The sequence below is a fragment of the Scytonema hofmannii PCC 7110 genome, from assembly GCF_000346485.2.
GTDB classification, from domain to species: domain Bacteria; phylum Cyanobacteriota; class Cyanobacteriia; order Cyanobacteriales; family Nostocaceae; genus Scytonema; species Scytonema hofmannii.
The window spans coordinates 4,683,899-4,709,655 of the sequence record NZ_KQ976354.1; the positions used below are offsets into that span (position 1 = coordinate 4,683,899).

Sequence of the window (25,757 nt, forward strand, 5' to 3'; positions counted from 1 at the left end):
CAAAGTAAATCGGAGCAATTCGACTTACTGACTCCACCATGACTCAGCACAGAATACGGATTCTGTGTTACCCCGCAAGGGGTTTCAGTCCGCTTAAGAGTCAAGACTTAATGAGGAAAGCTGTGCCTCAAGCGTCGGAGAAGGAACATGGCTACGTCACGATAGCGCAACACCGTAATCCATTAACAAACTCTTAAGCCGTGTCGAGGCAAACAATACCCCTTTTGGGAGCGCTCAAATGAGCAAATGGTGTAGTTTGGGGTGACGGTTAAGTCCGATTAACCCCAAATTACTCCAAATAATTCCGAAATAATGAAACCTAGTAGCACGACGTTACGATATAGAGTAATACGAATTGGATAAAGGTCATGGATATTCCTTTAACACCAGTGTTAGAGCAGTTAATTAACGAGAAAGTAAACAGTGGTAGATATTACTCAGCTAGTGAAGTGATAGGTGAGGCATTGCGGTTGTTAGATGAACGCGATCGCACTCAGGAAGAGAGACTTGCTGAGTTGAAAGGAAAAATTCGAGTTGGAATTGAAGCTTCAGAACGTGGGGAAGTAATTGATGGTGAAGAATTCTTTGCAGAACTAGAGGAAAATATCCAACGTATCGAAGCAGAAATGGAACAAACAAAGGCAAGTTAAATTATGAGTCGGTATATTTTAACCACTCCTGCGAAAGAAGATATCAAGGACATTATCACTTACATTGCCCGCTATAACTCTGGATCTGCAAGAAAATTCAAGGACAAAATTAAACAACAGTGTAAGCTATTGGCGAGTTTTCCTGATATGGGTCAAAGCTGTGATCATTTTGAAGTTGGTTTGCGGAGTTTTCCTCTAGACAATTATTTGATATTTTATCGCTCAATTAGTAACGGTGTTGAAATTGTGCGTGTTTTGAGTGGCTACCGAGATTTGGAAACGCTTTTCTCTGTAGATGGTGATTGATAGATAATACACCTCCATTTTATGAATGGAACGCCAATTAAATCTTATGATGCTTCACCTTGGATGTGTGCTATTTGAGATGCATTTTTAGATGCCGTCTAGAGCGCCGATTGAGTCTCTATGTGTCTGTGGGCTGAATCATGGATTGAAAGCTTAATTTTTCTTTATCACTTGCGGGAGAGGTATTACAGGCTACTTAAGAGGAAATATATAAGCATCTAGCGCTGAACTCACCGACAGTAATTTAGATAGGTTCTACCCATTTAATTTACTGGGGACAAGTATTGAAAATACTTGTTCATTAAGAGCTTTGCGATTTTTACTTTTTACTTTTGAACCGCTTATGTCCCGTATCGCAAATGCTGAAAGAAAAAATACACAGATAGAGGAAACAATAAATACAAATTACGATCGCGCTGAGCGGCAATTTGTAGACCTGCTTGCGACAGAGGGTTTAGATAAAAAACTCGAAGCCAAGCCAGAACTCAAGGCTGAGTTTGAAAGTACCCTCTCTGGAGCAGTTCGTGCTGCTTACCAAGATGGTGCAGGCGATGATGCAGCTCACCTCTTTCTTCAGCGAGTACTTTATCGTATTAATCGTCTAAATTTATTTTGGTACGATGACTTGCGGCATTATGTAAATGAGCGCTCCTTTTATTTGTATAAGGTACGCGACCAAATAGAATCAGCTTGGCAACAGTGGGAAATCTCACAGATCGATGTGAAAGCATTACGACAATTGGATGTTAAAAGTATTCAGCAAGCGCTAATTGAGCGTTCTGCATATGACTTAGATCCCGAATTGTCGGAAGAAAGCCTCTATATACGCAATTCTATGAGTGAGGCTGGCTACCGTCATTTACTTGCTATTGGTTCATTTGACGGTCTGGTGGAAGGTAGTCGTCTTTCCCGAATTCTAGGCGGTGCTGCTAATGAAGTGCAATGTACTTTAATACGGGTGCTGCTAGAAGAATATGGCAATGGACGTTTTTCTCGCAAGCACTCTACCTTTTTTGCCCAAATGTTAGATGAGTTTGGGATGAACACCGAACCAGAAGGATATTTTGATTTGGTTCCCTGGGAAGTACTTGCTAACGATAATAATAATTTTTTACTGACTGAATGCAAGCGCTATTTCCTGCGATATAACGGTGGGCTGACCTATTTTGAGGTAGCCGGACCTGCGGCTTACAGAAATTATCTTACTGCAGCACAACGATTGGGGCTTTCGGAAGCAGCAATGGGTTATTGGGAATTGCACATCCGGGAGGACGAACGTCACGGACGTTGGATGTTGGATAATGTCGCTTTGCCTCTAGCAGAAATGTATCCCAATGAAGCATGGCAACTTTTACTTGGTTACGACCAAGAAAAACTTATGGGCGATCGCGCTGCTCATGCTGTTGTGCGATCGATACGGACAAATAGCTAATGGCTAATGGCTAATGGCTATTAATACTTATTCTTTGGGATGGGCATTGCCTATCCTCTAAATTGTCATTCAGTTCTCTTAGAAATTTATGAAAGTTGAAAGTCCAATGAAAGAAGTCTTTTATTGCCCAGAAGAATCTCATTTCTATTCAAATTGTTTGGAAAACTTGGTTCTGAGAAATTGTTATGAATCAGAGTGCATTGTTGAATTTGGTTCGGGGGATGGAAGCCCTGTAATTAACTCTCTTTTAAGAAACAGATTTGAGGGTTTAATACAAGGATTTGAATTAAATCCTGCTGCTTGGAAAACTGCTAATTCACATATAGATGAATATAATCTAAATCATAAATACATTATTCATAACTCATGTCTGTTCGAGTCTTCTCAACCAGAAGCAGAATATTTAGTGGCTAATCCTCCATATCTACCAGCACCAGACCAAGATATTTATATGCCTTTGTTATTTGGTGGCATAGATGGTGCAACAGTAACCAACAATCTTTTATCGTTAGATTACCAAAATGTGTTACTTTTAGTATCCAGTTACTCCAATCCACAAAGTACAATTAATCATGCAAAAGCTAACGGTTATTCTGTCACTAATTTTTTTGTTTTGCCTTTAAAGTTTGGCTACTATAGCTCTGAACCAAAAGTTAAGAAGCATATTGAAGAATTACGCAAGCATGGAATGGCTTTTTATTCTGGAGATTATTACTATCTATCAGGAGTTTTATTTCAAAAATCATCTAATTCAAAAGTTGATTTATCTCAGGAGTTAGAGAAGTTGATGACGAGTTTGTAGATATCAGAGTTTTATTATTTATGTCAACCTGATACTTTGCTCTATAGTCAGATCTGTGTCCTATTATGGTTGAGCCAGATACACCTGCTCAGATGGATCGCCTTGGTAGGCTAAATGCGTGTCCATGCGCCCTAGCGATTGAAATCGCGGCTATACAAGCTAAGTCCACGAAGGTGGACTTCATATAAAGTCCTTGTCTTGCGGACGAGCGTTTGTGTAGCCTCAGAATTCTATTCTTGAGGCAATTTGCCAAAACGGGATGCTCCCCTGCAATCTCTGACTCCACGAAGGTTTTAGTATTATTTGAACCGTATTGTACTTTAATTAACTTGATTTAAACTAAGACAAGAGTTTTTTTGGAAGTAAAAGCATATGTCAGATTTACTTAAAAGAATCACAGTAAATCCCAAGCAGTGTGGTGGTTGTCCTTGTATTCGGGGTATGAAAGTATTCCGGTTATGAAAATTCGGGTTTCAGATGTGCTGGACTTATTTGCGGCTGGACTAAGTGTCGAAGATATCTTGGAAGAAATGCCCGATCTGGAAATGGATGATCTCAAAGCAGCACTTTTATATAGCTACAGCAATTATTGTAATATACTCACATTCTCAAAAAGTGTTGATTACCACTGGTTTGGGGGTCTTTAATGGCTATTGCTGCATGACAGAGTGGGCAAGATGCCCCCTATTGTACTTTAACTAACTTGATTTAAACTGAGACAAGAGTTCTTTTGGAAGTAAAAGCCCATGTCAGATTTTCTTAAAAGAATCACAGTAAATCCCAAGCAGTGCGGTGGTCGTCCCTGCATTCGAGGTATGAGGATTCGGGTTTCAGATGTGCTGGACTTATTTGCTGCGGGACTCAGTGCCGAAGATATATTGGAAGAAATGCCCGATCTTGAAATGGACGATCTCAAAGCAGCACTTTTATATGCGGCGCGTAAACTCGATCATCCGGTGCTAGTTGCATGACGATCTGGATAGATGCACATTTGTCTCCTGCAATAGCTGGCTGGATCAACAGTACATTTGGGGTCATAGCATTGGCTTTGCGCGATATTGGATTGAGAGATGCTGAAGATCGTGAGATTTTTGAAGCAGCAAAGGCGCAAGGAGTCATTATCATGACCAAAGATAGAGACTTTGTTGATTTGGTCGATCGCTAAGGAACACCACCACAAATAATTTGGATAACTTGTGGCAACACCTCAAATGCTAAATTGAAAGAAATTCTAAGTGCAACCTTAAAAGAAGCACTGGAGCTTTTAAGCTTGGGAGAAGCATTAGTAGAAATTAGTGGAGAATGAGAGTAGATCTGACATCCTGAACTTCAACTCTATTCTTCGAGAGAAGTGAGCGAGTATTGGGTAGCTGATTGGCGATCGCGCAAACTCAAGATTTATCACACAAAAATGGGGCTGACAATTATGCCAGTCCCATTGAAATATGACTCAAAAAAGCAAAAACCAAGTTTCTAGACGAAAAACCAAGGGTGATAGGTTGCACGTTTTGCAAGAAACCCAGTTTTTTTACCTCCTGTTAAGAATTGTGTGAGATGTGAATTAACCTGCTCGATCTGCAAGGCGATTTTCACTCAGAAGCCCTTTTTCAAGCACTTCGGCTCGATTTTAGCTGAGATTCATACGATCGCGCTCTGTTGGATAAGGTACATTGTCACCTTGAATTCCAGTCCAGAGTACGCGGTTGAATTTCTCAGGATCGAGCTTATCTTCAACTCCAAAATAAAATCCCTTTGTTGCTTGCGCCCACCACTGTTTGTTATGCAGCAAGGGTTTTGCGGCACTTTTTTGTGCATTAGGGTCTTTGCAAGCTGGTACGAGGTTGGGATCTACAGGTGTACCGCACAAATTACCAGGTACAACAGCTGTGTAAGGAGTAAAGTCGGGCTGTTGGGTAAATGCGTCTGACATGGGTGTGGCATTGGCATCATTGATTCCTAAGTAGCCAATTCCCAAAATATCTTCCATCGTCCGCACCATGCTAACAGTGTTGTAGTTGGTGCTGACAAGAGCTTTTCGCTTGGTGTAAGGCGAAATTACATAAGCTACCGAGCGATGACCGTCAACGCGATCAGGGCCATTTTGGGAATCATCTTCAATGACAAAGATGGCTGTCTCTTTCCACAGAGGGGACTTAGAAATTTTTTCCACTAACAAACCAACAGCATAATCATTATCAGCCATTTGTAGTTCGGCCGTGTTCAAACCAGCCACAGCATTGTTGAAGTTACCAAAGTGGTCGTGATGCAAACGTACCAACGATAAATTGGGCAGCTCGTTCTTTTTTAAATAGCGATCAATGTCACGCGCCCATTCGTTGTACGGATAAATATCTGGATGCTTCTGGTCGTAACCTCGGAAATAGATGTCAGTATTATCCTGCAATACGACCTTACCGACTGGAGATTGAGGAATATTATCTGCGAAAGGCGTTGGAGAAATGGGAATGTAGAGTGGGTTATTAGGATCGGGCTTAGTGGGATCGACCTGTGCGTTACTAGTGTTGTAGTAAGCAAGATCGATGAAAAATCCGTAATTACGGACACTTTTACCAGCACGTAGCGCTGCATCTTTGTCATTGGTCTTTATAAAAATCTATTATTTTTTATATTTTTTGATAAATTAGCCAAGGTTGATAATCATAATAGAAAGAAAAAGGAGTGGGGAGTAGAGAGAAAAAAAATTTTCATTGGTTTTTGTGTAAGAAAGTACATGATGGCTACTTCTATGATGAAATTAATTTTAAAAACCGCAGAGGCGCTTCAGAACGCAGAGGAAAATAATATCAATTTGAAAAGAGAATGCAACAGGTAGTTGAGCGAACATATTACTAGGCAAGACTTTCTCAATCTAAAATATAAAATATAAAATCGTTAGACAAATGACTGTTTAATTGGAATTTCAATTATGAATTCTGTACCTTTTCCACGGGTAGATTGGCAGTAGAGATTGCCACCGTGTTTTTTCACAATAATTTCATAGCTGATAGATAACCCCAATCCGTTTCTTTCAACAGGTTTTGTTGTAAAGAAAGGAGCGAATAATTTTGCTTTGGTCTCTTCATCGATTCCTAAACCGTTATCAGTAATATGAATAGCTACTTTATTGTCTCCACTCATTGTTGTGCAAATTTTAATTCGACTGGGTTCCTGTTTAATTTCTTCAAACGAACGCTGTTGATTGTATTTCTCTAACGCATCAATGGCATTGGTGAGAATATTCATAAAAACTTGATTGAGTTGCCCAGCCCAACATTCAACAAGGGGCAATTCACCATATTCTTTAACAACTTCGATGTTGGGACGCTTGTGTGTTGCCTTGAAGCGGTAATTTAAAATAGCGATCGCACTATCAATTCCCTCATGAATATTGACGGCTTTCATGTGAGCTTCATCTATCCGGGAAAAATTTCGCATTGATTTAATAATTTCTTGAATGCGTTGTGCGCCTGATGTAATTGAATTAAACAGCTTTAAAATATCATTTTGAACAAAATCGATGTCAATTTTTTCCATTTTTGCTTGAATGCGAGGAGTTGGATTTGGGTAATCTTCTTGATAAAGACGCAGGAGATTGAGTATATCGTGGGTGTACTCGCTTGCATAAAGAAGATTACCGTAAATAAAATTCACGGGGTTGTTAATCTCATGAGCAATTCCAGTAACCATTTGTCCTAAGGTGGACAATTTCTCATTTTGAATCAGCTTAATTTGCATTTTTTGCAAGTCATCATAGGCTTGAGTCACTTCTACAACTTTTTTCTCTAACAAAGCATTTTTCTGTTCTAGTTTTTCAGACAGATCGTGTAGCTTTAAGTGTAATTGAACTCTTGACAAAACTTCCTCTTGCTGAAAAGGTTTGGTGATATAGTCTACAGCACCAACTTGAAAACCTTCAACTTTATTGGCAGTGTCGGAAAGTGCTGTCATAAAGATGACAGGAATATCTTTGGTTTCTGGAGATGCTTTTAATTGACGACAGGTTTCAAACCCATCCATCTCTGGCATCATCACATCTAATAAAATTAAATTGGGTAGAGCATATTTGACCCGTTCTAAAGCTACTTTTCCGGATTTCGCTACCCAAACTTCTAAACCTGCTTGGTCGAGAGCATCAGATAAAACACTTAAGTTGGCAGGATTGTCATCAACAATGAGAACCGTCGCATTTTGCTCAGTTACAAGATTCATATCACTTATACCATTTTGGATTTTGGATTTTAGATTTTGGATTGAGAAAGTCATGTATAGACTCGATATTGACCAACTATCTGTCGCATTCTTGATTCAATTTGGTATTACTTATACGATTGAATGAATGCCAGAATTTCTTGGTCTTGAAACTCTTTTGCCAGTTGATGCAGTTTTTTCGCAAAGGGAATGTATTTTTCATTCATTTGTTCGAGCAATACTGCTTGTTTAATAATTCCCTTAAAGTTGCCTTTCATCACTAATTGGTAAAGAATTTCTATTTCTGTTGTGGGTGGAGCAACTAGAGTTCGATTGTCTTGCTCTGTGTTGCTTGCAGTCTTCGGCTCTTCATAAACCCATTCCAAATGGAGATGCTGTCGCAATTTCTGGAACAACTCAAGCGCCTGTACTGGTTTGGGAAGAAAATCATTGCCTCCTACTTCCAAACTGCGATGGCGATCGCTTTCAAACACGCTGGCTGATGACACAATAATAATGATGTCTTTGAATGCTTCGGACTCACGAATACGCTTAATTAGACCAAACCCATCTAATTTTGGCATGAGCAAATCAGTGATAACCAAGTCTGGTTGAAATTCCTCAATCTTTTGCCAGCCCTCTTCCCCATCACAGCCTTCCACCACATCAAAACCAATTGGACTGAGCAAATTGACAATCACCGAGCGATTTTCCCATTTGTCATCGATCACAACAACTTTAGGTTGGTAAGCTTGGATACCAACGATTTGTCCGCAAGCGTCAGCTTGAGATGTTTTAACCCACTCATCGGCAGTAGGCAAGTTGACATCGAACCAAAAAATACTGCCAACACCCATCTCACTCCAAACTTGAATGGTACTCCTCATTAACTCTACAATTTTTTGGCTGATTGCCAATCCCAGCCCTGTCCCTTCGGTTTGTCGCCGATTGTCTCCCACTTGCTCAAAAGGTAGAAAAATAGCTTGGAGTTTATCTTGGAGAATACCAACGCCCGTATCGCGGACTTCAAAGCGAATTTTGCCTTCTGAGGTATAGCTGATAGTAAAGGTAACGCTGCCTGTATCGGTAAATTTGATAGCATTGCTGAGAAGATTAATCAGCACCTGTCGCAAGCGTTTTTCATCAGCGCGGATGCCGACGGGCAATTCTGACGCCAGTTGGTGGTGAAACTGAATGCCTTTGAGTTCGGCGCGGATGCGGCACATCTCCGCGACGCCTTGCAAAAATGCTGGGAAGTGAAAGTCAGTGGGCATGAGTTCCACTTTCTGAGCTTCAATCTTTGACAAATCCAGAATGTCATTAATTAAGGTTAGCAAATGCGAACCACACTGGTAAATCACATGAATTTGCGATCGCTCTTCTTCGTTCAAGTGTTTTGAACGTTGCAGGACTTGAGCGTAGCCCAAGATGCCATTAAGTGGAGTCCGCAACTCGTGACTCATATTAGCAAGAAATTCACTTTTTGCATAACTTGCCGCTTCTGCCACTTCTTTGGCTTTGGCAAGCGCTATCTCCGCTTGTTTGCGATCGGTAATATCTCGCGATATCCCAATAATACCGAGAATCTTGCCATGAGCATCCTGCCAAGGAGTTTTTGTTGTGAGAAAGGTTCCACTAGTGTCACCATTAGATACGTCTTCCTCGTAAGTTTCTGCTATTCCTGTTCTAATAATCTGACGGTCTTTTGCCATGATGTCACGCGCATCATCAGGTGGCAACACGTTACAATCGTCTTTGCCGATGATATCTTTAATTGGTTTATCCAGAAAGTTCGCCAAATTAGAATTAAGGGCAACATAACAACCTTCAAGATCTTTAACGACAATGAAACCAGGTGTATTTTCTAAAATAGAGCGCAACAGGGTGTTACTTTCGCGCAGGGCTTCTTCAGCTTGTTTGCGCTGAGTTATGTTTTCGTTGTACATGATAAGACCACCAATTTCACCACTTGTGGTATGCCACGGGCGAAGTAACCAGCGCACCCATTCAATAGATCCATCATTTCGTGGATAGGGGTCTTCATCACTTTGTGCGATCGCACCAGCCAAACACTGTTGATGAATTTGCTTCCTCTCTTCAGATATTTCGGGAAATATTTCATAGTGAGAGCGTCCGATTATGTCATCGGTCAGGTTATAATCATTTAGCCATTTGTGATTCACCTCGAGATAGCGCATTTCGCGATCGAACATAACCATCCCAATGGGAGCATACTCAATTGCTTGCAGTAAGAGGGATGCACTTTCACATAGAGGTGTGACTGCCCGATTGTCACCAGTTATAGCAGTATTTACGTTGGATTGTACTTGATTTTGCTTGAGAGCATCTTGATGGTTTGCTCGGTCTGACATTTTGCTTGCGCTCCTCGGTCTTTTATTTGCATAGTGTTTCCAAATTGACATGATTTATTGACGAGCGATCTCGGCTTTCAGCTTAGATTTCAGGTTTTTCAATAAGGTTAGGATAGTCAATAGAACATTTATAACAAACAAAAACTCCCAACACTCAGTGTGGGAGTTATCTTTAACCAACAAGTTCTATGCTTTTAAATCAATCTTCATCCAGAGACACGACGCTTAGCGTCTCCGTATCTCTAGACTACTTAGCGCCAACTACGCCGAGCTTCTTTTGAATTTCAGTCTTAGCTGCTTTAAATTTGGTTGCGAGTTGTTCGCTTTGATCGGAGCTTAAATTATTGCGGATAGCAGCAAACATTGTGCTTTCTTCTTGACGAATATGATCGCCAACAGCATCCATAAGTTGTCTGATTCTATCCTTGAATTGTTCTACGTTAGAGGGGTTGATAGCCTTGATTTGCTCTAACATTTTCTTCATTTCAGCTTGCTCGTCGTAAAGCTCTTGAGTATCGTTCTGACCATAGAAAGGACGCACTGCAGGATATACAACTTGCTCTTCAGCTTCAGCATGAGTGCTCAGATCCTTATAGATTTGACCAAAGTACTCTTGGATCTTTTGAGGATCCTTGCTAGCCAAAAGTTCAGTGAACAGGGTATTTACCTTGCCATGATCCAGACGGATAGCGTCTTGAATGTTTAGGTCGCTCTTATCAGAGCTTTGAGTAACAGCGCTACCAAACACGCCGCTTAAGGCCGCCATAGCATCTTGAACGCGTGCCCAAATACCTTGATCTGCATCTTGACCGGTGAGTTCGCGAACACCCAAAACTTCCAAAACGCCCTTAAGTTGCTCTTGATGAGCGCGGTTCTCAAAGTTAACAGTGTTCAATGGTCCAATAGCCAGCAATACGTCTGCACCAACTTTTTGTGCTGCTTTGTGAATGGTCAAGCCAGTCATTACTTGCTGGTGTTTCAGCAATTCATGCTGGAAAACTTTATCATACAAGCTTAGTTCAGAGCCTTGTTGTAATTTACGAATCTTATCAATCATTTCCGTAATGGTTTTTTCTGGTTCAGCTTGAATGCCATACTGACCGATTACAGTTTCCAGAATGCCCAGGTTTTTATTGTCATCTTCAAGCATCTTCCGGAAGCGATCGGCAACTTCTGAGTCGCTAATTTGACCTAGCAACTTTTGCTCGTTCTCAATTATTAGTTTTTGAATTGCCTTCATATCTGCCAGTTTAATAGCAAGGGCAGAACGCTTTGTATCATCTAAAGTCGCAACCATTTTTTCGTTCCCTCTCTGGATTTTTTTTGGATCGATTCCAATCTCAAATTTGCACATTTATCAATTTTATTCCATCTTTCTTTTGACCGATAGCTTTCAAAACTTCGGGTAGAAAAAAAGGATATTAGACTCGATAAAAGCAAAAGTATGCTTTTTGATAGATAAGATTTTTTTTTGATTACCCCACAGGATAGATTAATTTTTTACGTCAATTTTCTAGATTGACGCAAGGAAAATCAAATAGGAGATAAAAACGCGATGCCCGATAGTCCGGGACTGGGAGAGCAGGCACTAAACAAAGCTGCAGAGATAGGGTTAACCAGCCAATTAGATGAAGTAGAGAATTTGGATGTAAATATTCAAACAGATCCCTTCAAACTCATGCAGGGTGAAGTTGATACGGTCACTATTGAAGGCGAAGGTTTGGTTATGCAAAAAGACCTTCGCATGCAGGAATTGGAAATGCATACAGGTAGCGTAGCTATCAATCCCCTAAGTGCTGCTTTTGGAAAGATAGAACTCACCAAACCAACAAAAGGGACTGCCAGGGTTATTTTAACGGAAAAAGATATTAATCATGCCTTTAACTCTGAATATGTTCGCTCGCAATTGCAAGAGAACAAAATTCATATCAACGGGCAATCGAGGACAGTTGTTCCCCAACAAGTCGATTTTCGGTTACCCGGAAATAATAAAGTCACGTTAAGCGCTAATGTGATTTTGCAAGAAACTCATGAAAATCATAAGGTAGCCTTTTCAGCAGTACCCAAAGTAAGAGCAAATGGACAAACAGTTAGTTTGGAAAATGTTGAATACGGCGATACTCAAGAAGTCTCTCCCGAACTCACAAAAGCTTTGGTAGATGCAACTAGTGAAATTTTAAATTTGAGTAACTTCGATTTAGAAGGAATGACACTCAGAATTAAACAATTAGAGGCTGAACAAGGCAAACTTATCATCCAAGCAGAAGCTTTTGTAGAGCGAATGTTTACAGAGTAAGACCCCTAATCCCTTTCATACAATTAAAGGAAGAGAAATGACGGAAACTCAAGAAAGAGACACAACACCCTATCCAAATATTCCTGCTTTTCTAGAAAGTGATAGCAGAGAATTTCGAGACACTGGTATACCTAGTACGGTTTCAGTAGTAGGACACCCAATACATCCAATTCTCGTTCAATTCCCCATCGCTTTCCTTGTAGGAGCACTGTTAACTGATGCAGTTTTCTGGTTAACAGAAGATGTATTTTGGGCAAGAGCTTCTTTTTGGTTAATAGTTGGTGGATTGGTAGGCGGTCTCGCAGCCGCTTTGACTGGTTTACTGGACTTTCTAAGAATACCTAGAGTCCGGAAGCGTACCGCAGGCTGGGCGCATATGTTTCTTAATGTTGCGGCTCTTTTACTGACTGTTATTAACCTTGCAGTACGATGGAATAACCCTATATCGGCTGTACTGCCTTGGGGACTTGTTATCTCAGTTCTTGTCGCTACTCTTCTTGGTGTATCTGGCTGGTATGGTGGAGAATTGGTTTACCGCCATAAAATCTCAGTCATTGGCAATGGTAACCCAAATTACCCCTAGTCCTGAAATGATGCTGTCTAGAAAAACTCTAAACTTTCACATCCTCTTATCTTTGCTCATCGTCGTCACGATGGGCTTTTTCTTTAAGTATTATGTCGGTCCTGCTGACCAATGGTTGAACAATTATGGGGCTGCTGTTTTTTACGAAATATTTTGGTGCTTGTTTGCATTTTTATTTTTTAAAGGTCAATCGGCTATCTGGCAAATCCCCTTATTGGTTTTTATTATCACTTGTATACTGGAATTTTTACAACTTTGGCATCCGCCTCTATTAGAGCAGTTCCGCGCTACCTTGATAGGGAAGTGGTTGATTGGCACGACTTTTACTTGGTGGGATTTTCCACATTACGTGTTGGGCTGTTTTTTGGGGTGGTTGTGGTTGCAAAAATTACCAGTAAGAAATGATGCAAAAAAAAGTCAAAGTTAAACCTAATTCAAAAGTTCCCAAAATTGAGGAAAAAGTTGATGGGAGTCTGACGGTGCATTTGAAATCTCCGCCTGTGGATGGTAAGGCTAATCAAGAGTTAATTCGATTACTTGCAGAAAAATTTGATGTGCCAAAATCGTGTATTAGAATTAAGTTGGGTTTATCGTCGCGGCAAAAGTTAGTTGAAATTGATACTCATCAGTGACCAGTGACCAGTGACCAGTGCCGTTGTTACCCATATTTAAAAAGAGGGGATTTGAACCGCAGATGGACGCAGATGAACGCGGATAATAGCCTGTTCTATCTGCGTATTTATGCGTGTGTAGTGTAGTGTGGGGTATTAAGTAATAACTCACTACTCGACAGTTTGAAATGTTTTAATTTCTTCTGTAATGGTGATATGTCCTGGTTGTGCTTTCACTCGTTCTATCCAAGCTTGTATTTCGGGAAAGGGTGATAGGTTAAATCTTCCTTCCTCGGCTACATGAGTGTAAGCAAATAAACCAATATCAGCAATTGTGTATCGATCTCCTACAAAAAAATGGTGATTTGATAGATGGTTTTCCATGACTTTAAGAGCTGCGTAACCTTGTTCGCGTTTTTGCTCTATCGCTGCACTATATTCTTCAGATTTGCCTAGTATGGAAATCCAAAATCTTGGTGTAGCAATGTAAGGTTCATGGCTGTACTGCTCAAAAAACAACCACTGTAGTACTTGTGCTCGTAAATAGGGATCATAGGGTAAAAACTCTGTTCCTTCACTGAGATACACCATAATGGCATTTGATTCTGTTAAGTATTTCCCTGGTTGAATTTCCAAAACAGGAATCTTGCCGTTTGGATTTTTACTTAAAAATTCTGCTGTTCGAGTTTCACCATTGGTAATATTAACCTCTACCCTCTCAAATGGTATACCAATTTGTGTCAATAAAAGACGTATCTTGTAGCCATTGCCTGAGGGTAAAAAATCATACAAACGCAGGGTTTCCATGCCAAAAAATATTGGGATGAATTTGTTGAATGGTCATGCAGTAAAAATACAGCATATCTTTGGAAAAGACAAATGAATATGATAAAATTTATATACATAAAGTATTTTAGTAAAAAAAAGAATTCTCTGAAAAATAAAAAATAAAAGTAATATTTGATGCCATATGTTTGGAGTTTAATATTAATCATTGGTTAAGGAAAAAGTATGTGTGGAAGATTTACTTTGAGTCAGTCAGCAACAGCTTTAGCAGAAAGCTTCCATGTGGAAATTTCCGACTTGGAGGCGAAATATAACATTGCCCCTACGCAAATGGTATCGGCGGTGTTATATAACCAAACAAGTGACCGACGTGAATTACAGCAGTTACAATGGGGTCTGATTCCTTCATGGGCAAAAGACCCAAGAATGGGAGCCAAACTGATTAATGCTAGAGCAGAAACAGTGGCAGAGAAACCCGCTTTCCGTTCAGCGTTTAAACGTCGGCGCTGTTTAATCGTGGCAGATGGTTTTTATGAGTGGCAACAGAGTGAGGGGAAAAAGCAGCCGTTCTATTTTCGCCTGCAAAATGGAGAGGCTTTTGGGTTTGCTTCCTTGTGGGAGGAATGGCGATCGCCTGAAGAGAAAACAGTATCTTCTTGTACAATTTTGACAACAAGGGCAAATGAATTACTCGAACCAGTACACGATCGCATGCCAGTGATTCTCCATCAGAAAGATTACGATTTGTGGTTGGCACCGCAGGTGCAAACGCCAGAGATGGTACAACAACTATTGCAACCCTACCCATCTGAAGCAATGGCTGCCTATCCTGTAAGCACTGCAGTGAACAATCCCAAGCACAATAGCCCAGATTGTATTAAGCCATTAAGCGCGAAAATGTAGCTGCAAATCAGTTAGATTAGCTATTGAGCAGTAGGTTTGTGGTGAGTACTGAGTACAAAGAGTGCCTACCACAGGCTTGCAAACCGCAATTATATTGGCTTCCGTATCATAATAAACTCAATATGCCAAGAACTCAGAAAAACGATAATTTCATTGACAAAACCTTTACAGTTATGGCAGATCTGATTCTCAAGATCCTGCCAGCAAATAAGAGAGCCAAAGAAGCCTTTGTTTACTACCGAGATGGAATGTCGGCGCAGTCAGAAGGAGAATACGCCGAAGCCCTGGAAAACTATGAAGAAGCTCTGGAATTAGAAGAAGACACCAACGATCGCAGCTACATCCTATACAACATGGGGTTAATTCATGCAAGTAACGGCGAGCACGACAAAGCGCTTGAATTGTATCATGAAGCTTTAGAATGCAATCCCCGCCTACCCCAAGCTTTAAATAACATTGCCGTTATTTACCACTACCAAGGAGAAAAGGCGAAAGAAGCCGGAAATGAAGACCTTGGAGAATCGCTGTTTGACCAAGCTGCTGATTATTGGATTAGAGCGATCCGCTTGGCTCCCAATAACTATATTGAAGCCCAAAACTGGCTAAAAACAACCAAGCGCTCTCAAATTGACGTATTCTTTTAGCTAGTGACCAGTGACCAGTGACCAGTGACCAATGACCAAATTATGATTGACCGCGAACAAGTTCGGAAAGTAGCTCTTCTGGCTCGGTTAGAATTAACACCAGAAGAGGAAGAGCAATTCACTACACAGTTGGGGAATATCCTTGACTATGTCCAGCAACTGAATGCATTAGATGTGACAGATGTGCCACCTACAACACGGGCAATTGATGTCAGTAATGTAACACGAGCAGATCGACTGCAACCCTATAGCGATCGCGAAGCCATTCTTCAGAGCGCTCCCGAACAAGAAGGCGAGTTTTTCAAGGTTCCCAAAATACTCAATCCTGAAGAATAGTTACTAACCACTAACCACTAACCACTAACCACTAACTAAAAATATGAGCTTGGGAATTCTTAAAGATGGTAAGTGGGTATCACAACGGGAGCAAGAGGACTCACAAGGAAAATTTATCCGTCCCTCAACAACCTTCCGCCACCACATTACAGCTGATGGTTCTAGTGGGTTTAAAGCTGAACCGGGACGCTATCATTTGTACATCTCTTGGGCATGTCCTTGGGCAAACCGTACTGCCATTCTCCGTGAACTGAAAGGGCTGCAAGATGTTATTGGGATCTCGGTAGTGGCACCAGAAATGCGGGACAATGGCTGGGAATTTTCTGATGAACCAGGATGCATTCCCGATACCATTAACAGCACTCAGTATTTATGGCAACTTTATCTCAAAGCTGATTCTAATTACACCGGACGAGTCACGGTTCCGGTTTTGTGGGATACACAAAATAGCACAATAGTCAATAATGAATCCCGTGAAATTATCCGGATGTTAGACACGGAATTTGATACTTTTGCTAGGCATGATATCAATTTTTACCCAGAACACTTGCAAAAAGCTGTTGATGAGACAATTGATGCCATTTACCAACCTATTAATAATGGAGTGTATCGGGCTGGATTCGCTACAACTCAGTCAGCTTATGATGAAGCAGTGACTGAATTATTTGATGCTCTCGACCATTGGGAAAATGTTTTAGGAAAACAACGCTATTTGTGTGGAGAGCAAATCACTGAAGCGGATTGGTGTATGTTTACGACTCTATTTCGCTTTGATGCAGTTTACTACGTGCATTTTAAGTGTAATTTGCGCCGGATTACGGAGTTTCACAATCTCTGGAACTATCTTAAAGACCTCTATCAACAGCCAGGGGTTAAAGAAACTTGTAACCTTGACCACATTAAACGGCACTATTACAAAAGTCATCCCAAGGTTAATCCTACTCGGATTGTTCCAAAAGGACCGATTATTGATTTTGATGCTCCCCACGATCGCATGACAGTGACCAGTGACCAGTGAGCAGTGACCAGAAATAATGTAGAGACGCGCCATGGCGCGTCTCTACAACCAACAACTAACCACCAACAATTAACCTTTGTTGTAATGTAGCAACAAATTCTGGGTAAGAGACTGCAGCCGCTTCCGCACGCTGGATGTGAGTGGCTCCAGATGCGTTCAAGGCTGCAATAGCCAAACTCATCGCGATGCGGTGATCTGTATGGCTATCGACTTCAGCACCTGAAAGGGGAGTACCTCCAGAAATTTCCATACCATCAGGTAACTCTGTCACTTGTGCTCCCATTTTATTAAGTTGATGCGCCATCACAGCAATGCGATCGCTTTCCTTCACCCGCAACTCTTCAGCATCTCGAATTACGGTCGTTCCTTCAGCAAAAGCTGCTGCGACTGCTAAAATAGGAATCTCATCAATCAATCTCGGTATAAGATCGCCTGCAACGGTGCAACTCTTCAAAGGGCTGGAACGTACCCTTAAATCTGCTACTGGTTCTCCTGCTACCGTGCGCTCATTTTCTTGCTGAATATCAGCACCCATCATTTGCAAAGCTTCTAAAATCCCTGTACGGGTGGGATTGACACCCACATTTTCGATTGTCAATTCAGAATTGGGTACGATCGCTCCTGCTACCAGCCAAAATGCAGCAGAACTAATGTCTCCCGGTACAATCACTGTTTGTCCGTGAAGTTGAGATGGACCTGTGACAGTCACACTGTTGGTTTCGGGGTCTACAGTTAATTCTGCTCCAAAAGCCTTTAACATTCGTTCGCTGTGATCGCGGGAAAGTGCTGGTTCGGTGACTGTTGTTTTTCCCTCTGTTAATAAACCTGCAAGTAGAATGCAGGATTTTACTTGTGCTGAAGCAATGGGAGAATTGTAGTGGATGGGTTTGAGAGATGTTCCTTGAACTGCTAGAGGAGCTAGAGAATTTCCCTTACGTCCCCAAATTTGTGCTCCCATCTCTTGTAAAGGTTTAACAACACGGGACATGGGACGCGATCGCAGTGAATTATCACCTGTGACAGTAAAAAAACGTCCCGGATGAGATGCGAGAAGCCCTAGCATGAGACGTATTGTTGTTCCAGAGTTCCCAGCATTGAGCACATCAATAGGTTCTTGTAAATTCCCCAGCCCAATACCTTTTACGCTGACTAGTTCCGTATTTAATTCGGAGATTTCAGCCCCCATAGCTTGGAAACAACTTGCTGTGCTGCAAGGGTCTTCCCCCAAAAGCAAACCTTTAATAGTCGTTTCCCCGGACGCTAGAGCACCTAACATTAATGCTCTATGAGAAATGGATTTATCCCCAGGAACTCTGATACGACCTTGTAAAGATAACCCAGTAGTGGGTCGCTGAATGATTAAGTTTTGAGAAGTATTTTCCCTAGTTTCTAGAGTTATAACAGAAGCTGACATTAGAATAAACTGACCTGTGACTGCGCTAGTATCCTATCGCTTTCCCAGTACCGCCAGATCTACCGATGTTTATTAATTTCTGAAACGTTTATTGCCTTTTAACCCTTTTCGCTCCCATGCTTACTCACCATCGCAAGCCCGTGTGCTTATCACTTATTTCTACAGACTTACCAGTTTGGTCTGTTGTTGAAACTGCTGCAACTCTTTATCAAAAAGACCGCGATCGATTCCACTTACTGTTAACGACACCACCTGTAAAGAATTGTAAAACAGAAAGCTTTCATAACGAACAGAAGGATTTATCCCAAGAACCAAGCAATGCTATTCCCAATAGCCCTAGAGTCCTTTGGTTAGAGATTTCCCCTTATCGAGTGATTATGACGATGCAAGGTAACAATCAATTGAGTTACCGTCATTTTTGGGAACAAGGTGTTTACGGAATCACTCGGTACTGGTTGCCTAGTGAATCCATGCAACATAACGAACCCATTCGTATGCGTAATTTTACTCGCGACCTAAAATTGGACGGACATCCTTTTCCCAAACATTTGCGAGTAGAGTACGAATTGTGGACTGGAGAAGTCCAATTGGGAAATTACATCCTTCAATTAGATATTAAACATTGATTGCTAATTGCTAATTGCTAATTGCTAATTGCCAGGTATTATTAGCCATTAGCCATTAGCCATTAGCCAAAATAACTCGGTTCGTTACCAGGTTTCCATTTAAGATTACAACCCACACTTGGCTTTTGTTCGCTTAAGAGCGATCGCTTAGCCAATACAGCCTCTACAGCAGCACGCAAATCTGAACCTGTTACGGGTTTCCCATTACTTGGGCGACTATCATCTAATTGTCCCCTGTAAGCAAGCCTGCGATCGGCATCAAATAAGAAGAAGTCTGGAGTGCAAGCTGCAGTGTAAGCTTTTGCAGTTTCTTGGCTTTCATCATAACAAAAGGGAAAGTTAAAATCTAGCTCTACAGCCATTGCCTTTAATGACTCAGGTGCATCATTTGGGTAGTTTGTGGCATCATTGGCACTGATAGCAACAATCGCCAAACCTGTATTGAGATAATCTTTACCCAATTGTGCCAATTCTTGCTTTACGTGCTTGACAAACGGGCAATGTTGGCAAATAAACATCACTAATAGTGCTTTCTTACCCGTGAAGCTAGAAAGCGAAATTGTTTCCCCAGATCTGACATCGGGTAACTCAAAATCCGGTGCTTGAGTACCTAGCGGTAACATCGTGGAAGCAGTTAAAGCCATAATTCACCGAATCCGTTATTTGTTAACAATTATTATTGTACGAAAAAATGGTTGGTGGTTGTAGTTAGTGGTGTAGTGTGGGTTCGCGCATTTATCAAGTGAGAGAGTACCTTCGCCAATAAAAACTGATGGCGTTTAATATAGGGAGTTTCTTACCTGATCGCATTTTTAAGGTTATTGTTGGCGTTCTAGAAAAATATCCCCAATTTATGATTCCTCGGAGTGCAAAAAATTTCTCAACCACCTGATTGCCTCACTTGTTGTCTCTTCACTTGCAATTAGAAGGCATTGCCGTACAATTTCTGAAATGTTAGGAAAATAGCTACTTTCTGCGATTACGTAAGTTTCTCCCTGCAATCTGTAAATTAATAATTCGTTATTCTTCAGCAACCAAACCTCTGGCACTTGATAGGGTAAATAATCATTGATATCTGTATAACTGGTAATATCTACTTCAATTACCAAATCGGGGGGAGGGTCATTCTGCCAGTCAATACGGGCTTTACCTACTACGGATCTCCAATTTTGAATATAAAAGCAACAGTCGGGTTCAACTCCACTGATTTCAGGCAAGCTCATGGTGATGGGTGTGAATGAGTCATATCTTTGCCCCAAGCGATCGAGCAAAACCTTAGCAATATCTGCCAGCAAGCTCGCATCTCTTCCGTGTTTTGGTAGCGGTGCCATCAGCCAAATCTCTCCTAGCCTATATTTGATGCGAGGTACAATGCGCGAGCCTAGCTGTCTTTGCAACTTCATGTAGTCTTGCCAATTCCCCAATAGTTTCAGGACAGCGCCAGGGGGCAATTCAATTTTTTCTGGCGTAATTACGGTATTTATTTTAGATCCAATCATAAAAAACCTCGCTTTATATTTATCACGGAAACGCGATACGGCTTAAGCCCGTAGGCAGTCGGCTTATCGCTACCTTAATAAAAAGGTAGATTGGACTTATCGCGTCAATATTAGAGGATACCTTAATTCCGAAAGTCATGAAATTACCATACAAGAACATCACGTCCTATGAGAACCTTGGTGGTCTTCCCCCACTCCCCACTCCCTATTTACTTGTTAACGCCAATTACGTGACTGGGGCTGGATGGGAAGTTTTGAAGGATGGGTAAAGAATCTCTCTCGAACGAGGAGCATTGGTAGACTCAGTAATCCAAAAAAGATGACAAATCCAGTCATTAGCCAAACAGTGAAGCGTTTTGGTTGATAATTTCCCTGTTCAATCTGCCAGAAAACCTGATTGTACCGCCATGCTGCCAAAGCAATAGTCATAATACCAAATAAAACTAAAGAAATACCTAAATTCTCTGAGTTAAACACTGGATGTGGTGTGGGTTCTTGTTGAGTCAGAGTAGAGCTAAGCTGGCGTAAAAATAGACCAAATCGAGCCAGAGCAAAACCAAAGCCGATCAATGCGATTGAAGTGCGTAGCCAAGCTAGAAATGTTCGTTCATTAGCTTGGTGCTCCCTTTGGCGATCTATATTGGGCATTTTACTCATACCGCATTTTGTACCTTTAGGCACTCTCTCTTGAAGCGCTTGTACAACAAAAAGACGCGATAGTATCACGTCTCTTTGTTACCAAAAGTAAAAATAATTTTTACAAGTTTTGCAATAAACCAAAGATTCCATGCCCTGTAAACACCTCTAACGCTATCAGAGACAGGAAGCCAATCATTGCCAAACGACCATTGGTAAGTTCGGAGTAAGGAGTGAAACCAGTGCGATCGCCTTGCTCATCTACGTATACTTTAGGTTCTATGGCAAAATTGTTCATCTTACCTGCTTCGTCAATTATGGCACCTTTGTATTGCATGAGAATGTCCTGAATGAAATAATTGCTTTTATGTAAATAAATGTAACAAATTAATTAAGGAATGTAAAGCAATATAAGTTTTGTTGTGGATGTTGGCAGTTAAGCTTTTAATCTAGTTATGAAAAAATTTATAGATTTGGTGAGAAGTTTTTCTGTGGTGTAGGATTAGAAGTTTGTATATATGGTTTTAGATCCCCGACTTCTTTAAGAAGTCGGGGATCTGGCAGCGCATTAAGTAATTATGACAGTAAGCACATTTCATTTTGAATACAAAGCACTATACAAGCCCAATCAGTTGATTTACGGCCAAGGACAAACGGCAGTCATTACAGGGTGGACGGTGAAAACGAGTCTGGCAAAGCATTTGCTTCCACAAGAATATGCAGTCATCGGACAGTTGTACTCACCTACGCGGGGACTGAACTTACTGGTTCGCAATTTGCTATTTAACCCTCACGTTCGTTATTTGGTAGTGTTGAATGCGACAAAGGAAGATAAGAACGCAGGGGCGAGTCAATGTCTGCTGGATTTTTTCCATCACGGCTTTGACGAAGGTTTAAGCGATACTGGGCGACAGTGCTGGGTCGTTCGTTCTTGCTATCCTGGATACATTGATATTGAAGTTGATGCGAAGTCCCTACAAAAGCTGCGACAGTCTATAGAGTGTCGCGAAGCCAAATCCATTGCTGAAGCTGTATCTTGTGTGAAATCCTATGCACAAAGAGGAACAATGGAACCCTGGGAGTTACCTTTAAAATTTGATACCCCCAGCGTTGAGTCAACAATTCTACCTGGACAACGGTATGGACATCGAATTGAAGGAAAAACCATTGCTGAAACATGGGTAAAAATAATTCATCTGATTAAGACAACGGGAACTGTTCGACCAACTGCGTATGATGGACAATGGCAAGAATTGATTGATTTGATGGCAATAGTCACCTCAGAACCAAAAAACTTTTATTTTCCAGACCCTAATTATTTACCGATTGACCCTAGCTTTGTTCAAGAATACGTTTCTCAAATTTTAGATGATGCTCCACAACAGGAAGGCATTAAATATACTTACGGGCAAAGATTACGTTCTCATTTTGGGCGGGATCAAATTCAGTTTTGTATTGACAAACTTGTGAACGATATTAATTCAGCAAGAGTTGTGATGTCTTTGTGGGATGTGGGTAATGATGCCAACGATAGCCCACCTTGCCTTAATCATATTTGGGTTAGAGTCGTTGATAACGAGCTATCTCTAACAGCAACTTTCCGCAGTAATGATATGTTCTCAGCATGGTGTGCTAATGCTATGGGTTTGAGGGCATTGCAAATGCATTGCTTAGATGAAATTAATAAAAGATCGGGGTGTGATTTGGAACTGGGACCGCTTGTTACTATTAGTCAAAGCGCTCACATATATGATGATTGTTTTGAGAACGCAGAAAAAGTTATCAAAACTTACTACCCCAAAATTCGCCAACAACGAGACTATAGCGATCCTGCAGGTAGTTTTGCGATCGCAGTGCATTCCGGAGAAATTATTGTAGAACACATGACTCCCGGTTCGGGAGAAGTGGTAAATTGTTATTCAGGGAAATCCGCGAAACAAGTTTCAAGAGCAATCGCCGCAGACTGTCCTGGATTGCAAGTCGAACACGCCATGTATTTGGGGACAGAGTTACAAAAAGCAGAAATTGCTTTGTCAAGCAAACGAGAGTTTATCTACGAGCAAGATCAGCCATTAAGAAAAGTTTGAAGTTGCTGTTCACTCATATCCGATTCTTACAATTTCCCTAATTTTGGACAATCCTTTCCTCTTGTAGCTCCGTGTCTGTTAATGCACGCGATTTAGGTGTAATGCGAACGAAAATAGAATTAATTCGTGGTCAAGATAGCGTGACCGTAGAAGCATATTTACAGGACTTAACGCATAGCCCCCTTTTTAAGCGATCGCCACATTCAGGCTCCGAATGAGCGAACTCGGTCTTCAAGATCTGCTATATATTCAGGACAAAGTTAGCGAATTCGATCATAATAATTCATCGAAGAAACACGAGTTTAAATACTTAGTCTTAAACGTGGTTGTACCATGACATCAAAACATACTTTTGAAGAAAGCTCTAATCCTTTAGCACAATTAGACTATATTCCTGCACTAAATAGGATTTTAAACTTACTTCAGACCAACCTAGCTAATAAAAAAAAACATTTTTAAATTTTCTGATGATGGTAATAGACTTGGCTCTTCAGTACTTGTTAGTTTAGCATAACAAGTACTGAAGAACCGTTTATATCCAAAATAAAGATAGCCTTAAGCAATTAATTACTAATATTTCCAAGGAACGACCAAGTTTTAAGCTGCATCAAGAATATCTGGAAATACATGCTAGCTTGTCAGAAAGGGAAGAATCTGAGATTCAGAAATATCAAAACAAAGTAAAAGTAGTATTTATAACTGCCTCTGCATCTCGTGGTTTATCTTTCCCTAACACTAAATATATTCTTGTACAAATTCCAGGATTTCAAATTGAGCAAAACTTGATGGAAATCATACAAGTGATTTACCGGGGAAGAGGAGGTGAACTAGATAAAGGTGAGAAAAATTTGGTTTTTTACTTGTCTGATAAAGCAATTTATTACCTCAAAGAAGTCGATGAAGATGGAAAATGTCTAAGTGCTGATGAATCGGAAAAGCTTGCAAATCTCTCATTGCAAGAGGCTTGTTTGAATATGTTAAATATTCTCATTATTCTCAAAGCCTCCATTAGCCTATTTAATGAAAATCAAATTTTTCAATCGAAGGAAATGAATATTCTAAATTTAATTCTCTCACAAGATGAGTGAATTTAGTAGATGCTCAACAGTCAAGTTAGATACATGGGAGATGAAACAGCCCTGCTTTCAACCTGCACTCGTTGGGTGTAAAGGGGCTATTTATGCCCGTAAGAGCGATCTCGCTTACGTAATTAATTCTCTTTCAAATTCTTGCAAGCGTTACTCTTTCTAGCTGATCCTGATATTTACCTTGACGAGCCTCGTAACTAATTGCACAAGGCTCCCCTTCAAAAAATAGTAACTGTACAACACCCTCATTAGCGTAAATGCGACAATCAGCACTAGAAGAATTTGAGAACTCTAATGTCAGATGACCCCGCCATGCTGCCTCTGCAGGAGTTAAGTTTGCTATTATACCACAACGAGCGTAAGTTGATTTACCTATACAAATCACTGTAATGTTGTCAGGAACTTCAAGTTTTTCCAGAGCAACTCCCAACCCATAGGAATGAGCAGGTAGTATGAAGTAACTGCCATTTTCATCTACGTGTAGTGATGTAGGTTCTAGATTTTGAGGATTAAAGTTTTTGGGATCGACGACAGTTCCAGGAATGTGGCGAAAAATCCGAAACTCTACTGGAGAAAGCCTTATGTCATATCCATAAGAAGACAAGCCGTAGCTGATAACACGGCGCAAAGCTCCATCTTCGTCAATTGTTATTTGTCGAATCAGGCTAGGCTCAAAGGGTGAAATCATTCCTTTTTGAGCCATTTGAGTAATCCAAATGTCGTTCTTAATCACTGTGTCGAAAATAGGGAGTAGGGAGTGGGGAGTGGGGAGTAGGGAGTGTCTTGATTAGATTGCGGATGATGATAAAATCCAAAATCTAAAATCCAAAATTTCCTAGGGCTCATGACTGCGCCGAACCTCCGTAATCTGATCTGCCATATCCAAAATAGAGTGAGGCATTTCTGGTCCCGTAAGAATAATTTCAATGTGTACCGGACGATTGGCTAAAAATGCCAGAACTTCTGTTTCAGGAATGAAGCCAAAGTGAATGGCTAAACTGAGTTCATCCAATACAACAAGAGAATACTTATCCTCGAAGACAACTTTTTGTGTGTGTTGCCACAACTTTTGTAAAGATTGGGCTTCAGTTTCATCCAAATGTGGTGTCTCAACACATCGAGGCAAATCACAACGTATCCAGTCTAATTTTTGCCCCAAGCGCATTGGGCGATTGTGTCCTTGATGAATACCACCCTTAAGAAATTGTACAACTAACACTGGTGTACCCTGACCGGCTATTCTCAGTGATTGAGCCATAACACTGGTAAAAAAGCTACGGTGAGAACTTGTAAAAACTTGTACTAGCCCTTTCATGGAATACGGCAAGTCAAGGGTCGAATTTTCACTGGAGGTTTCTAGCTGAGCAACCATAAATAATGTCTAATAAAATACAAAGAAATAGAGTGTTTGTGCTGAGGCTGTTTTTGGCAAGCCTACCTGTATAATTTAGCTGTTTTTTACGATATGTAATTTTTGTAG

At 40.8% G+C, this 25,757-nt stretch carries 29 protein-coding genes and 1 pseudogene; 18 read left to right on the forward strand and 12 right to left on the reverse strand.

The features are described from left to right. Window positions 1–368: 368 nt before the first annotated feature. The 7 genes and pseudogenes from WA1_RS19450 (at window position 369) to WA1_RS59970 (ending at window position 4,355) form a co-directional block, all read left to right on the forward strand. Window positions 369–650: a type II toxin-antitoxin system ParD family antitoxin gene (locus tag WA1_RS19450; RefSeq protein WP_017741890.1), complete on the forward strand. Its 282-nt coding sequence runs from the start codon at window positions 369–371 to the stop codon at window positions 648–650. A gap of 3 nt (window positions 651–653) precedes the next feature. Further along, entirely contained in the window at window positions 654–956 is a 303-nt protein-coding gene (locus WA1_RS19455; protein ID WP_017741889.1) for a type II toxin-antitoxin system RelE/ParE family toxin, read from the forward strand. Window positions 957–1,299: 343 nt separating this feature from the next. Continuing rightward, entirely contained in the window at window positions 1,300–2,388 is a 1,089-nt protein-coding gene (locus WA1_RS19460) for an iron-containing redox enzyme family protein (protein ID WP_017741888.1), read from the forward strand. A gap of 106 nt (window positions 2,389–2,494) precedes the next feature. After that, window positions 2,495–3,190: a class I SAM-dependent methyltransferase gene (locus WA1_RS19465; protein WP_026134491.1), complete on the forward strand. Its 696-nt coding sequence runs from the start codon at window positions 2,495–2,497 to the stop codon at window positions 3,188–3,190. Window positions 3,191–3,562: 372 nt separating this feature from the next. Then, a pseudogene (locus tag WA1_RS19470) lies at window positions 3,563–3,837 on the forward strand (DUF433 domain-containing protein). A 99-nt stretch (window positions 3,838–3,936) separates the two neighbouring features. Then, window positions 3,937–4,161 (forward strand): DUF433 domain-containing protein, encoded by a 225-nt coding sequence (locus tag WA1_RS19475; RefSeq protein ID WP_017741885.1) that lies wholly within the window; start codon window positions 3,937–3,939, stop codon window positions 4,159–4,161. Beyond that, a complete protein-coding gene (locus WA1_RS59970) occupies window positions 4,158–4,355 on the forward strand; it encodes a DUF5615 family PIN-like protein (RefSeq protein ID WP_017741884.1) in 198 nt (65 codons plus the stop codon). Before WA1_RS19475 ends, WA1_RS59970 begins: the two co-directional genes overlap by 4 nt. A gap of 462 nt (window positions 4,356–4,817) precedes the next feature. Here the strand turns inward: WA1_RS59970 and WA1_RS19485 are convergent, their stop codons facing one another. The 4 genes from WA1_RS19485 to WA1_RS19500 form a co-directional block, all read right to left on the reverse strand. Then, the gene (locus WA1_RS19485) at window positions 4,818–5,594 is read right to left on the reverse strand and encodes a hypothetical protein (protein ID WP_017741883.1); all 777 of its coding nucleotides are present in this window, start codon (window positions 5,592–5,594) and stop codon (window positions 4,818–4,820) included. Window positions 5,595–6,082: 488 nt separating this feature from the next. Then, window positions 6,083–7,399, reverse strand: coding sequence for a sensor histidine kinase (locus WA1_RS19490; protein ID WP_026134490.1), 1,317 nt, complete (start codon window positions 7,397–7,399; stop codon window positions 6,083–6,085). A gap of 107 nt (window positions 7,400–7,506) precedes the next feature. Beyond that, on the reverse strand, window positions 7,507–9,750 hold the full coding sequence (locus WA1_RS19495; RefSeq protein ID WP_017741881.1) for a PAS domain-containing protein: 2,244 nt from the start codon (window positions 9,748–9,750) through the stop codon (window positions 7,507–7,509). A 247-nt stretch (window positions 9,751–9,997) separates the two neighbouring features. Beyond that, complete coding sequence (locus WA1_RS19500) at window positions 9,998–11,047, reverse strand: hemerythrin domain-containing protein (RefSeq protein ID WP_026134489.1); 1,050 nt, start codon at window positions 11,045–11,047, stop codon at window positions 9,998–10,000. Window positions 11,048–11,305: 258 nt separating this feature from the next. Between WA1_RS19500 and WA1_RS19505 the strand changes: the two genes are divergently transcribed. From WA1_RS19505 to WA1_RS19520, 4 genes are read left to right on the forward strand one after another with little or no spacing between them, the layout of a single operon-like run. Then, complete coding sequence (locus WA1_RS19505) at window positions 11,306–12,046, forward strand: LmeA family phospholipid-binding protein (protein ID WP_017741879.1); 741 nt, start codon at window positions 11,306–11,308, stop codon at window positions 12,044–12,046. A 37-nt stretch (window positions 12,047–12,083) separates the two neighbouring features. Beyond that, window positions 12,084–12,629: a DUF2231 domain-containing protein gene (locus WA1_RS19510; protein ID WP_017741878.1), complete on the forward strand. Its 546-nt coding sequence runs from the start codon at window positions 12,084–12,086 to the stop codon at window positions 12,627–12,629. A 10-nt stretch (window positions 12,630–12,639) separates the two neighbouring features. Next, window positions 12,640–13,056: a ribosomal maturation YjgA family protein gene (locus tag WA1_RS19515; protein WP_201789207.1), complete on the forward strand. Its 417-nt coding sequence runs from the start codon at window positions 12,640–12,642 to the stop codon at window positions 13,054–13,056. Continuing rightward, on the forward strand, window positions 13,034–13,261 hold the full coding sequence (locus WA1_RS19520; RefSeq protein ID WP_017741876.1) for a DUF167 domain-containing protein: 228 nt from the start codon (window positions 13,034–13,036) through the stop codon (window positions 13,259–13,261). The genes WA1_RS19515 and WA1_RS19520 overlap by 23 nt, the downstream gene beginning before the upstream one ends. A 150-nt stretch (window positions 13,262–13,411) precedes the next feature. Here WA1_RS19520 and WA1_RS19525 read toward each other — a convergent pair whose 3' ends face one another. Further along, a complete protein-coding gene (locus WA1_RS19525; protein ID WP_017741875.1) occupies window positions 13,412–14,047 on the reverse strand; it encodes a glutathione S-transferase family protein in 636 nt (211 codons plus the stop codon). A 204-nt stretch (window positions 14,048–14,251) separates the two neighbouring features. On the opposite strand from WA1_RS19525, the gene WA1_RS19530 reads away from it, so the two are divergent. The 4 genes from WA1_RS19530 (at window position 14,252) to WA1_RS19545 (ending at window position 16,927) form a co-directional block, all read left to right on the forward strand. Next, entirely contained in the window at window positions 14,252–14,929 is a 678-nt protein-coding gene (locus tag WA1_RS19530; protein ID WP_017741874.1) for an SOS response-associated peptidase, read from the forward strand. Between the two features lie 122 nt (window positions 14,930–15,051). Continuing rightward, window positions 15,052–15,573, forward strand: a complete 522-nt coding sequence (locus WA1_RS19535; RefSeq protein ID WP_017741873.1) for a photosystem I assembly protein Ycf3 — start codon at window positions 15,052–15,054, stop codon at window positions 15,571–15,573. A gap of 42 nt (window positions 15,574–15,615) precedes the next feature. Beyond that, window positions 15,616–15,909: an Asp-tRNA(Asn)/Glu-tRNA(Gln) amidotransferase subunit GatC gene (gatC, locus tag WA1_RS19540; protein WP_017741872.1), complete on the forward strand. Its 294-nt coding sequence runs from the start codon at window positions 15,616–15,618 to the stop codon at window positions 15,907–15,909. Between the two features lie 43 nt (window positions 15,910–15,952). Continuing rightward, window positions 15,953–16,927 (forward strand): glutathione S-transferase family protein, encoded by a 975-nt coding sequence (locus WA1_RS19545; protein ID WP_017741871.1) that lies wholly within the window; start codon window positions 15,953–15,955, stop codon window positions 16,925–16,927. Window positions 16,928–16,982: 55 nt separating this feature from the next. Here WA1_RS19545 and aroA read toward each other — a convergent pair whose 3' ends face one another. Continuing rightward, a complete protein-coding gene (aroA, locus tag WA1_RS19550) occupies window positions 16,983–18,341 on the reverse strand; it encodes a 3-phosphoshikimate 1-carboxyvinyltransferase (RefSeq protein ID WP_017741870.1) in 1,359 nt (452 codons plus the stop codon). A gap of 116 nt (window positions 18,342–18,457) precedes the next feature. On the opposite strand from aroA, the gene WA1_RS19555 reads away from it, so the two are divergent. Then, complete coding sequence (locus tag WA1_RS19555) at window positions 18,458–18,967, forward strand: hypothetical protein (RefSeq protein ID WP_017741869.1); 510 nt, start codon at window positions 18,458–18,460, stop codon at window positions 18,965–18,967. A gap of 62 nt (window positions 18,968–19,029) precedes the next feature. On the opposite strand, the gene WA1_RS19560 is transcribed toward WA1_RS19555, so the two are convergent. From WA1_RS19560 to WA1_RS19575, 4 genes are all read right to left on the reverse strand, one after another. Continuing rightward, window positions 19,030–19,611, reverse strand: coding sequence for a thioredoxin family protein (locus WA1_RS19560; RefSeq protein ID WP_017741868.1), 582 nt, complete (start codon window positions 19,609–19,611; stop codon window positions 19,030–19,032). Between the two features lie 207 nt (window positions 19,612–19,818). After that, a complete protein-coding gene (locus WA1_RS19565) occupies window positions 19,819–20,466 on the reverse strand; it encodes a Uma2 family endonuclease (RefSeq protein ID WP_017741867.1) in 648 nt (215 codons plus the stop codon). 216 nt (window positions 20,467–20,682) lie between these two features. Then, window positions 20,683–21,123 (reverse strand): YidH family protein, encoded by a 441-nt coding sequence (locus WA1_RS19570; RefSeq protein WP_017741866.1) that lies wholly within the window; start codon window positions 21,121–21,123, stop codon window positions 20,683–20,685. 100 nt (window positions 21,124–21,223) lie between these two features. Beyond that, complete coding sequence (locus WA1_RS19575) at window positions 21,224–21,439, reverse strand: chlorophyll a/b-binding protein (protein ID WP_017741865.1); 216 nt, start codon at window positions 21,437–21,439, stop codon at window positions 21,224–21,226. Between the two features lie 241 nt (window positions 21,440–21,680). Here WA1_RS19575 and WA1_RS19580 point away from each other — a divergent pair, with 241 nt between their 5' ends. Then, a complete protein-coding gene (locus WA1_RS19580; protein ID WP_017741864.1) occupies window positions 21,681–23,189 on the forward strand; it encodes a thymidylate synthase in 1,509 nt (502 codons plus the stop codon). 635 nt (window positions 23,190–23,824) lie between these two features. Further along, window positions 23,825–24,277, forward strand: coding sequence for a hypothetical protein (locus tag WA1_RS19585; RefSeq protein ID WP_017741862.1), 453 nt, complete (start codon window positions 23,825–23,827; stop codon window positions 24,275–24,277). Between the two features lie 133 nt (window positions 24,278–24,410). Here WA1_RS19585 and dcd read toward each other — a convergent pair whose 3' ends face one another. Together dcd and WA1_RS19595 are read right to left on the reverse strand one after the other, a co-directional pair. Beyond that, window positions 24,411–24,980, reverse strand: coding sequence for a dCTP deaminase (gene dcd / locus WA1_RS19590; RefSeq protein WP_017741861.1), 570 nt, complete (start codon window positions 24,978–24,980; stop codon window positions 24,411–24,413). Window positions 24,981–25,112: 132 nt separating this feature from the next. Next, on the reverse strand, window positions 25,113–25,649 hold the full coding sequence (locus WA1_RS19595; protein WP_026134485.1) for a P-loop NTPase family protein: 537 nt from the start codon (window positions 25,647–25,649) through the stop codon (window positions 25,113–25,115). Window positions 25,650–25,757: the final 108 nt, after the last annotated feature.

Coding starts and splice junctions, on each gene's coding strand:
- WA1_RS19450 (WP_017741890.1), top strand. CDS start 369: ATGGATATTCCTTTAACACCAGTGTTAGAGCAGTTAATTAACGAGAAA.
- WA1_RS19455 (WP_017741889.1), top strand. CDS start 654: ATGAGTCGGTATATTTTAACCACTCCTGCGAAAGAAGATATCAAGGAC.
- WA1_RS19460 (WP_017741888.1), top strand. CDS start 1,300: ATGTCCCGTATCGCAAATGCTGAAAGAAAAAATACACAGATAGAGGAA.
- WA1_RS19465 (WP_026134491.1), top strand. CDS start 2,495: ATGAAAGAAGTCTTTTATTGCCCAGAAGAATCTCATTTCTATTCAAAT.
- WA1_RS19475 (WP_017741885.1), top strand. CDS start 3,937: ATGTCAGATTTTCTTAAAAGAATCACAGTAAATCCCAAGCAGTGCGGT.
- WA1_RS59970 (WP_017741884.1), top strand. CDS start 4,158: ATGACGATCTGGATAGATGCACATTTGTCTCCTGCAATAGCTGGCTGG.
- WA1_RS19490 (WP_026134490.1), bottom strand. CDS start 7,399: ATGAATCTTGTAACTGAGCAAAATGCGACGGTTCTCATTGTTGATGAC.
- WA1_RS19495 (WP_017741881.1), bottom strand. CDS start 9,750: ATGTCAGACCGAGCAAACCATCAAGATGCTCTCAAGCAAAATCAAGTA.
- WA1_RS19500 (WP_026134489.1), bottom strand. CDS start 11,047: ATGGTTGCGACTTTAGATGATACAAAGCGTTCTGCCCTTGCTATTAAA.
- WA1_RS19505 (WP_017741879.1), top strand. CDS start 11,306: ATGCCCGATAGTCCGGGACTGGGAGAGCAGGCACTAAACAAAGCTGCA.
- WA1_RS19510 (WP_017741878.1), top strand. CDS start 12,084: ATGACGGAAACTCAAGAAAGAGACACAACACCCTATCCAAATATTCCT.
- WA1_RS19515 (WP_201789207.1), top strand. CDS start 12,640: ATGCTGTCTAGAAAAACTCTAAACTTTCACATCCTCTTATCTTTGCTC.
- WA1_RS19520 (WP_017741876.1), top strand. CDS start 13,034: ATGCAAAAAAAAGTCAAAGTTAAACCTAATTCAAAAGTTCCCAAAATT.
- WA1_RS19525 (WP_017741875.1), bottom strand. CDS start 14,047: ATGGAAACCCTGCGTTTGTATGATTTTTTACCCTCAGGCAATGGCTAC.
- WA1_RS19530 (WP_017741874.1), top strand. CDS start 14,252: ATGTGTGGAAGATTTACTTTGAGTCAGTCAGCAACAGCTTTAGCAGAA.
- WA1_RS19535 (WP_017741873.1), top strand. CDS start 15,052: ATGCCAAGAACTCAGAAAAACGATAATTTCATTGACAAAACCTTTACA.
- gatC (WP_017741872.1), top strand. CDS start 15,616: ATGATTGACCGCGAACAAGTTCGGAAAGTAGCTCTTCTGGCTCGGTTA.
- WA1_RS19545 (WP_017741871.1), top strand. CDS start 15,953: ATGAGCTTGGGAATTCTTAAAGATGGTAAGTGGGTATCACAACGGGAG.
- aroA (WP_017741870.1), bottom strand. CDS start 18,341: ATGTCAGCTTCTGTTATAACTCTAGAAACTAGGGAAAATACTTCTCAA.
- WA1_RS19555 (WP_017741869.1), top strand. CDS start 18,458: ATGCTTACTCACCATCGCAAGCCCGTGTGCTTATCACTTATTTCTACA.
- WA1_RS19560 (WP_017741868.1), bottom strand. CDS start 19,611: ATGGCTTTAACTGCTTCCACGATGTTACCGCTAGGTACTCAAGCACCG.
- WA1_RS19565 (WP_017741867.1), bottom strand. CDS start 20,466: ATGATTGGATCTAAAATAAATACCGTAATTACGCCAGAAAAAATTGAA.
- WA1_RS19570 (WP_017741866.1), bottom strand. CDS start 21,123: ATGAGTAAAATGCCCAATATAGATCGCCAAAGGGAGCACCAAGCTAAT.
- WA1_RS19575 (WP_017741865.1), bottom strand. CDS start 21,439: ATGCAATACAAAGGTGCCATAATTGACGAAGCAGGTAAGATGAACAAT.
- WA1_RS19580 (WP_017741864.1), top strand. CDS start 21,681: ATGACAGTAAGCACATTTCATTTTGAATACAAAGCACTATACAAGCCC.
- dcd (WP_017741861.1), bottom strand. CDS start 24,980: ATGGCTCAAAAAGGAATGATTTCACCCTTTGAGCCTAGCCTGATTCGA.
- WA1_RS19595 (WP_026134485.1), bottom strand. CDS start 25,649: ATGGTTGCTCAGCTAGAAACCTCCAGTGAAAATTCGACCCTTGACTTG.